Consider the following 1,782-nt stretch of genomic DNA (forward strand, 5'->3'; position numbering starts at 1 on the left):
CGGTTGAGAAACACCGCCTGATCGGCGGGATCACAATGTCCAACTTCTGGGGGTCAGTTCAATCCCGGGGCGATTCAGATTGTTCGGATTTCCGGGGCCAGCTCTGTACATGGACTACCTTCATGTATTCCGAGATTTCCGCCGCACTCCCGTCTGCAGAAAGTCTCGCCCCTTGCATGCTTCGAAGCCATGATTGTTGCGTCCGGACTGAATTTGACCTCTATACCGGCGTCTTACTCACCCAAGAGTGGAACTTGTGATTTCCGCCAACACGGCGATTGCAAGGCGCTGGACAGGGTAAGCGCACAATTTCGGCGTCTGGGTCAAAAGTGACCCGGCGCCAGCACTGCGACGTCTCAGAAGCTGCCGAGACTGACCGGATTCATCGAGTAGCGAAATACACCAACGCACCGAGCATCGCGACCACGCTGCTGGTCATTACCCACTTCAAAGGACCAGCCATCCTTTGTGCGGGCACCTTATCCAAGCTGCCGGCAGATTTAACCGCCGCCACTGGCAGAGGAATATTCTTGCCAATGTAGCTCTGCGGCGCTTGCCTCTTCGATCGCTCTAGTTGCTCTTCGTCCGGCAACTGGCGCGCCGCATCGGCCTGTTGTCGCAAATAGGTAATTGCCGCTTCGAGCTGCTCTGGCGCAAAGACGTACGGATTAAACCGTTCCATTCCCCAGCCTCGCATTAAGTCTCCTAGCGCCCTCTCGCCGGGCACATACTTCATTGACCAGTCGCCGAATGTACGTTCGCTGACCGGCACGCGTGCTAGTTCCGTCACGTCGCAATGCCTAGGATCGGCTTCAATCTTCTTGTAGAGCGTCAAGACGGCATCTTCCTCGCCTTCAAGGCACTGCAAAAAGCACCCGTCGCCGAATAGCAAGCCACCGACGATTTGTCGCTGTCGGTTGTTCTTTCGCGACTTCGCAAGAATGCGGGCCACACCCAGATCGAGGCCCTGCACTTGTGCCTCAGGTGGCGAGGTGGAACGGCTGGCATATGTGAAACGAATCAGCTGGCTCATTGCACTCCCGATAGTTGACGTTTATGTAAGCTAATGTAAGCTCAGAACGACCACATGTCCATGCTTTGACACAGCTTGGTAGTGAACTATTGTGTTGCGCCCGATCCTAATTTGAGCCCTATGCCGGCGGCTTGGTGACCCAAGAGCGGGGATTACGATTTTCGCCAATACGGAGACCGTGATTTGCTGGACAGGCTTAGCGCAATTCCGGCGCTTGGGTCAAAAGTGGGCTGGACCGATACCCGCGCAGAGTCGATGCTGCGTCGAAATCGTCTTAGTGTCTTGCGGCCGCCATACGTCGGCTTGCCCGTCGAACGTTGTCGATGTCTTCAATGAGCGGTTGTCAGGGTGACAAGATACTCGGAGCAAACTCCCACAGCGCTGCATCCCGCGATTGCCTGCCCGTCCTTCACCAACGCGACGTCCACCGATGGCGTGATCGACCTTCTTCATTTCGTTCTTCATTCCACCGCAAGCTGAACGCCGGACATCCGTATAAAGCCCGATGCGCACCTGAGCTGTGCTTACTTCGAGGTGCCAGCGCTCAGCCAGCTTAGAGCTTCCAGTCGGGGCCCCGTATGAGCGCGCGCAAAAGTGGCGCCGCAGTAGATGGATCGCTCGCATACAAGTCAAGGTTAGCGCCGGGCGAGAAGCTTCTGAAAACGGCTATGTTTGTTGGCGCCGACCGAGAATTGACCCACTTATGAGGGTTGTGCCGATCTCAAAGTGACCCGGGTGTTCAGCCTACC

At 56.2% G+C, this 1,782-nt stretch carries 1 protein-coding gene; it reads right to left on the reverse strand.

The features are described 5' to 3' along the window. Positions 1-382: 382 nt before the first annotated feature. Positions 383-1,033: a BLUF domain-containing protein gene (locus QN413_RS26920; protein WP_323499623.1), complete on the reverse strand. Its 651-nt coding sequence runs from the start codon at positions 1,031-1,033 to the stop codon at positions 383-385. Between the last annotated feature and the right edge of the window lie 749 nt (positions 1,034-1,782).

The sequence above is a fragment of the Variovorax sp. LG9.2 genome, assembly GCF_035018885.1.
GTDB lineage: Bacteria > Pseudomonadota > Gammaproteobacteria > Burkholderiales > Burkholderiaceae_C > Variovorax.